Consider the following 6,321-nt stretch of genomic DNA (forward strand, 5'->3'; position numbering starts at 1 on the left):
GTATCTCTCCGGGTTTTCCGACCGATTACGCCCAGCGAAGACCGTTGATCGCCGGAATCTCCAGGGGACTGGTCGGGTAGGGACCGGTCGCGTCGGGGTCGTTGAACACGCCGGGCGCCACGTCGTTCGGGCCGTCGGGGTACAGCAGGGCCGCGAGCAGTTGGACGGTCTCGCGGCCGACGCCGAGCTCGAACTGGCCGCCGCCGTAGAGGCGAATCCCCTCCTCGAGACAGAACTCGACCGTCTCGAACAGCGACTCGACGGAGCCGAACCGCGAGGGCTTCACGTTGCACCAGCCCGGTTCGACGGGGAGGCCGCGGAGGCTGTCGAGGCCGGTGACGGGGTAGTCGAACGCGAGACGGTCGGCCTCCGGTTCGAGCAGGGGTGCGGTCGCGTCGGTGAACGCGGCGTCCTCCACGACCGCGTCGCCGAAGGCGTCGAGCACGAGCTCGTACAGCTCGGGGTCGGCGGGCACGTCCACGTCGGTCCCCTCGTACCAGCCCTTCAGGTCGACGACGCGGACGGCGTCGGTGTCCGCGAGCGCGGCGACCAGGTCCTGGGTCCAGGCCGGCGTCGGGTCGAGCTTGAACTCGCGGTCCGGGGCGTCCGCGAGCAGGCGCTCGACGCGGTCGGCCGTCGGCGGGTCGCCGAGCCGCGTCGAGACGACGAAGCGGAGCGGGTCGGCCTCGCGGTCGAGCACCGCTCCGAGGTCCGTGTCCGCCTGCCTGAGCGCCAGGTCGAGCGCGGCGCTCTCGTAAGCCCACCGGCGGTAGTGGCGGGGCCCCTCGCCCTCCGGCTCGCGCGTCGGGAACAGGTCGAGGTCCGCGAGGTGCGCGGAGAACTCGTCGACCGTCCACTCGCCGGTCAGGTCGAAGGCGGGGGCGTCCGCGAGCGCCTCGTGGTCGGCGGGGTCGTAGCTCACGTCCTCGCCGCGCCCGACCGCGCCGTCGCCCGCGAGCGCGATCTCCGTGGTCACGCGCTCGAAGTCGCTGGTCGTGTCCGCGCGCAGTTGCGTCCGGGACTCCTCCTCGATCCGGAGCGGCAGGTCCGCGATCGCGTCGTAGAGGGACATACCCGCCGTTCGGTCGCCGACGCCTTAGCTCCCCCAGCCGAGCGCGTCGCGTTCGGCCTTCCGCACCCGGATCGCCAGCGCCAGAAACAGCGGACCGACGGTCAGGAGGACGGCGCCCGCGGCCGCGACCTGCAGCACCGTCGTGGTCCACCACGGCGTCCCCCCGGCGTACGGGACCGCCGTGTGCGTCACCGAGCCCGCGAGCGGGACGAAGTAGTCCATCAGGAGGTCGACCGTGTACCACGCGGTCGCAATCCCGACCGCCTTCAGCGGGAAGTCCGTGATGCGGTGGAGCAGGAACGCCTGCAGCGCCATCGCGACGTGGCTCACGAACAGGAACGCGTACATCGCCGGGTGGGTATACGCGAGAAAGCCCGGGGCGAACGCGACGAGCACGTACGGCGTCCACAGCCCGAGCTTGATGTTGCCCAAAAAGGCCAGCGCCGAGAGCGTGTCGTTGGGCTTCCCGACCGCCCAGGCGGCGAGCGCGAGCGCGATTAGCAGCGTCGCGCCGGGGCTGTCGGGGACGAAGGCCCACATCTCGACCGGCGTCCGCGCGAACTGCGCCCGGTAGTACCAGAAGCCGAACGCCGTCCCGACGAGGTTGATCGCGACGATGACCCAGACGAACCGCAACGCGACCGCCTCCAGCCGCGCCGGCAGCGGCGCGAGCCAGCGCGGGAGCGGGTCGCGCTCGGGCGGATCGGTCGGCGTGCCTCGCGTCATGTGCTGGCGGTCGTGCGGGGGCGACAAAGCGATGGCGGTCGGCCGTTCGGACGCCGTGGCCGACGAAAAGGGCTATGGGCCGCGGGCGGATACGTCGGGCCATGCGCCTTCGCTACCTGTTCGCGCTGTTTCTGTTGATCCCGCTGGCGGACGCGCTCTTCCTCGTCGTCGTCGCGGACGCGGTCGGCTGGCAGGTGACGGTCGCGCTCGTCGTCCTGACCGCCCTCCTCGGCACCCTGCTCGTCCGCGCCGAGGGGCGGCACACGCTCGCCCGGATCCAGCGCAAGGCGGCCAGCGGCGAGCCGCCGACCGACGAACTGCTCGACGGCGCGATGCTTATCGCGGCCGGGGCGTTCCTGCTCACACCGGGACTGGTCACCGACGCCCTCGGGTTCCTGCTCGCGCTGCCGCCGACGCGGATCCCCCTCCGCGCCGCGCTCAAACGCTTCGTCGTGGTCCCGTACCTCGACAAGCAGACCGGCGGCTTCGCAACCGGCAACGTCTGGATCGGCGGGTTCCCGGACGGCGACGAGTTCGACGGCTTCGGCGGAGTCGGTCCGACCGGCCCCGACGCGCCCGGCCCGGGCGGCTCCGGACCCGCCGGCGGCTCCGAGGACGGCACCGACGGAGCGAGCGCGGATCCGACCGGGAGCGCGAACGGCGGCCGCACGGACACTGGCGACGGCGACGTCGTGGACGTCGACTACACCGTAGAGGACGGGAACGACGCACGCCGAGAATAGCGTCGTGCAAATCGGTAGCACGTCGAAAACCGGCAGACGACGGCGTGCTGCTGAAAGGAAACGCTTAAACGATTACCCGCGCAACGAATGAATGCGCTCACCTGGGCCAATAGCTCAGTCAGGTTGAGCGCTCGGCTGATAACCGGGAGGTCCACGGTTCAAATCCGTGTTGGCCCACCTACTTCCCTGGCCGTTTCCGGCCGGGGGAAATTGGGGCCGGGAACTCCCCAGCCACCCAATTTCGGTATTCTAACGGTACTGAGAACCCTCTATATAGGGTTGTCCCGGCTTGTTCCATTCCGCACCCCCGTAGCGTACTGCGATCCCCGTTAGCCGGAGGTGTCGCGGCATGATGCGGCTGCAGTCGACCGCCGAGCGCCGCGTCTATCTCAACTGCGGGTCGCACGTCTCCGAGGACTGCCGGCGCGGATGGCGTTCGTACGGGCGAGCCGGTTGTCCGATCCGGCCCACGAGCCAACGTCGTCGACATGGTCCACGTTCGCTGCAAGCGCCGGCCTCCGGAGGAGATCAACGCGAGCGGCCGGCGACGAGGGGCGACCGCGATATTCACGTTCACGGCGTGCTCGACGCTGCGACGACCGTTTTTCGAGACGGTCTCTTGGCCGAAGAACGTCGAGCCGTCTACCGCAGGAACTGCGGCGTCGGACGAGCGCCGATATCCGATGGCGGTAGCGGCGTCGCTCAGTGGCAGAAAGCGTCCGACCCGAGGTGACGTGCCTCAGGGTCGGAGCGTCCGTCGCAAGGAAATCACGCCTGCGTCAGAAAATCCGATGCTTTCGATTTTAGCCTATTCCCGACTGGAAAAGTTTGTGAGAGATTACGGGACAGTAGAGCTCCCGATCGTCTGGGAGCTAGAACCGTCGTTGGATTGCCAAACCACTCGCACGTCGTCATCACTACTGAAGTTCACTTCAGCAGCGGTGGTGTTGGTTGAGCCATTCCAGTCGATCGTGGCAGTGGATCCTGCAGTTACGGGGTCGCCCCAAGATGCATTGCTTGCAGCCACGGATTCGCCGCCAACGTTGATCGAGAGGAGGCTCTCCTCAATGGAATCCCCGCCCTCGTGGGTGACCTCGATGGAGTCACCATCCTCCCACGAGTCGTTAGCTTGGTTATACTCGAAGCCGAAGCTCGCGGTCGGACTACTCTGCTGGACGCTATCGCCGAGACCGAGGACGAACGTACCGATGACGGCCGCGAGGATCACCGTGATCGCGACCATCAGGATGACGCCGATGACCGGCGAGACGGCACGGTCCTCCGTGATGAGTTCCTTCAGATTCATGATTGCCGACACCCCGACCGGGACCGGACCGCGGTCGTCGGAACGACCGCGGGGGGCGCTCGGCCCCATTGCTCCCGCACATCAGGCGTGTCTATCCCCGCTACACGGACGATGTATGTGAAACTTCGGGCTAATCCTCCGCGAATATAATTAGCCCAGTGACACGACTGGTGATCGTCCCGAGTGCCTACGCAGGCGTGGGGCGAGCGGCTGCACGCGAGACACCCCATCCACGGAAGTCGCGACCGCGTGCGCCCTCCGAAACGGAACTTTAATGCGCGAATCAGCCGCAGGTGGAACCAAGAATGCTCCCCCTGCAGCTCATAGACAGTTTCCTGCTCAATTACCACGTGGGGCACGTACTGCTTTTGGCGTTCGCAGCCACGACGCTCGGGGTGCTACCGCTGAAGTCCCAGCGGGCGCTCGCGGCCAACGTGACGCTGTTCGGGCTCATCTTCATGATCGCGCCGTTCACCCTGCTGCCGGCCGTGTACGTCCTCCTCGGGATCGCGTTGATCCTGATCGGGCCGCTGCTGTGGACGACCGCGTCCGAGTGACGGCGAGCGTTCCGCGAACCAGCCCCTTTTTCACTGCAGGCGGCCACCCACCTGCATGATCACGGTACGGGCGCCGGCGACGAGCGCCAACCTCGGCAGCGGCTTCGACGTGTTCGGGGCCGCGCTCTCGCGCCCGGCCGACGTCGTCTCCGTCGAGCGGGCCGAGACCACCACCATCGAGGTGACGGGCGTCGGCGCGCAGTACATCCCCGAGGACCCCGAGGGGAACACGGTCGGCGCGGTCGTCGAGGCGCTGGACGCACCAGCTCACATCCACATCGACAAGGGCATTCGGCCCGCCTCCGGGCTCGGCTCTTCGGCGGCCAGCGCCGCGGCCGCGGCGGTCGGACTCAACGAGCTGTACGACCGCGGGCTCTCCCGCGAGGAGCTCGTCCCCATCGCCGCGGAGGGCGAGGCGGTCGTCTCCGGCGTCGCCCACGCCGACAACGTCGCGCCCGCGATCCTCGGCGGCTTCACGGTGACGACCGCCCACGGGACCCAGTCGGTGAACGCGAACGTGCCGCTCGTCACCTGCCTCCCCGAGGTCGCGGTCTCGACCCGCGACGCCCGCCGCGTCGTCCCCGAGACCGCCAGCATGGACCAGCTGGTGGAGACGGTCGGCAACGCCGCGACGCTCGCGGTCGGAATGTGCCGCTCGGACCCGGAGCTCGTCGGCACCGGCATGGACGACCCCCTCGTCACGCCCGCCCGCGCGCGACTCATTACCGGGTACGAGGAGGTTCGCGAGGCCGCGGTCGCGGCCGGCGCGACCGGCGTCACGGTCAGCGGCGCTGGCCCGACCGTCATCGCCGCCTGCCCGGAGGAGTCCCGCCGCGACATCGCGGCCGCGATGGTGGACGCGTTCGCCGAGGCGGGCGTGGAGTCACGCGCCTATCAGACCCGGATCGGGCAGGGCGCGACCGTGCTGGACCGCGACTGAGGCGGAACTCGAAGCGGGTTCTGAAAAAAGGGCTTTGTTGAAGTCCTGAGCAGCTGATAGTTGCCCAGCCTCAATCGCTCAGTACAGACGAGTTATCGAACGACGGTTACCGGAACCGGTGACCGACGGAATACCGTCTGGGCAACGTTCCCAACGAATAACCGTTCGGCTAATGACCCTCCGTGGCTCCCGACCACGACAGTATCAAAATCCTCCGCCCGATTGATGATCACTTTCGCCGGCTTCCCCCACCCAACGTCCGTGCGAATCTCCTTCTCGTACGCCTCAGCTATCTCCCGTGCCCGGTCAAGAACTTCTGATGCCTGTTTCTCCGCCGCATCCTCGAAATTGTCCTCAAGTGAGAGTCCGATCGCTTCCCCCATCATCGGTGACGGTTCACCCACGATGTGTAAAACCGTGATTTCCGCATCTGGGTGTGCCTCAAGCGCGTATTCAAGCGCACGCTCGGCCATCTCCGAATCGTCCATCGGCACGAGAACGCGAGAGATCATACGGATCCATTAGTGGGCCGAGACAATAAACCACCAGTCGAACGGTCTCCATATACCACCCAGTGAAATCGTAACAGATACGCGTACGTCATTACAATGTTATCGTATGGTATCGGGTCTTCTACTCATCGCGCTCGTAGCTGCCATCTTCGTCGGGTTCAATATCGGAGGGTCATCGACGGGCGTCGCGTGGGGGCCGCCTGTCGGGGCACAGATCACCAACAAAACCGCAGCGGCAGCCCTGATGACGATTTTCGTCTTCCTTGGTGGCTGGACAGTCGGACGCAACGTCATCGATACACTCAGCGGCGGTCTCGTCCCACAGTCGCTGTTCTCTACCGAAGCGAGCATCGTCGTTCTGGGGTTTATCGGCTGTGTTGAATCGCCATACAGCAGCGAGTTAGGCCGCTAAATCAAAGGAGTTGAAGCGAGAGAATGCGGTTGTCTATGACGCAAATCTCCCGC

General features: G+C 66.8%; 7 protein-coding genes, 1 tRNA gene and 1 pseudogene. 5 read left to right on the top strand and 4 right to left on the bottom strand.

From position 1 onward, the window contains the following. Positions 1-25 precede the first annotated feature (25 nt). Together AN233_RS01560 and AN233_RS01565 are read right to left on the bottom strand one after the other, a co-directional pair. Complete coding sequence (locus AN233_RS01560; protein ID WP_058365117.1) at positions 26-1,072, bottom strand: hypothetical protein; 1,047 nt, start codon at positions 1,070-1,072, stop codon at positions 26-28. A gap of 24 nt (positions 1,073-1,096) precedes the next feature. After that, the gene (locus AN233_RS01565; RefSeq protein ID WP_058365118.1) at positions 1,097-1,798 is read right to left on the bottom strand and encodes a DUF1405 domain-containing protein; all 702 of its coding nucleotides are present in this window, start codon (positions 1,796-1,798) and stop codon (positions 1,097-1,099) included. 101 nt (positions 1,799-1,899) lie between these two features. Here AN233_RS01565 and AN233_RS01570 point away from each other — a divergent pair, with 101 nt between their 5' ends. After that, positions 1,900-2,541 (top strand): FxsA family protein, encoded by a 642-nt coding sequence (locus tag AN233_RS01570; RefSeq protein WP_058365119.1) that lies wholly within the window; start codon positions 1,900-1,902, stop codon positions 2,539-2,541. Between the two features lie 103 nt (positions 2,542-2,644). Then, positions 2,645-2,718: transfer RNA gene (locus AN233_RS01575), tRNA-Ile, on the top strand. 661 nt (positions 2,719-3,379) lie between these two features. Here the strand turns inward: AN233_RS01575 and AN233_RS01580 are convergent. Then, positions 3,380-3,847, bottom strand: coding sequence for a type IV pilin (locus tag AN233_RS01580; protein ID WP_058365126.1), 468 nt, complete (start codon positions 3,845-3,847; stop codon positions 3,380-3,382). Between the two features lie 305 nt (positions 3,848-4,152). On the opposite strand from AN233_RS01580, the gene AN233_RS01585 reads away from it, so the two are divergent. Continuing rightward, entirely contained in the window at positions 4,153-4,404 is a 252-nt protein-coding gene (locus AN233_RS01585; protein ID WP_058365120.1) for a hypothetical protein, read from the top strand. A 55-nt stretch (positions 4,405-4,459) separates the two neighbouring features. Next, positions 4,460-5,344: a homoserine kinase gene (locus AN233_RS01590; RefSeq protein ID WP_058365121.1), complete on the top strand. Its 885-nt coding sequence runs from the start codon at positions 4,460-4,462 to the stop codon at positions 5,342-5,344. A gap of 92 nt (positions 5,345-5,436) precedes the next feature. Here AN233_RS01590 and AN233_RS01595 read toward each other — a convergent pair whose 3' ends face one another. Beyond that, on the bottom strand, positions 5,437-5,856 hold the full coding sequence (locus AN233_RS01595) for a universal stress protein (RefSeq protein ID WP_058365122.1): 420 nt from the start codon (positions 5,854-5,856) through the stop codon (positions 5,437-5,439). Positions 5,857-5,962: 106 nt separating this feature from the next. On the opposite strand from AN233_RS01595, the pseudogene AN233_RS01600 reads away from it, so the two are divergent. Then, positions 5,963-6,229, top strand: a pseudogene (locus tag AN233_RS01600) (inorganic phosphate transporter); the annotation flags it as partial. Between the last annotated feature and the right edge of the window lie 92 nt (positions 6,230-6,321).

It is taken from the genome of Haloparvum sedimenti (assembly GCF_001462205.1).
Taxonomy (GTDB): Archaea; Halobacteriota; Halobacteria; order Halobacteriales; family Haloferacaceae; genus Haloparvum; species Haloparvum sedimenti.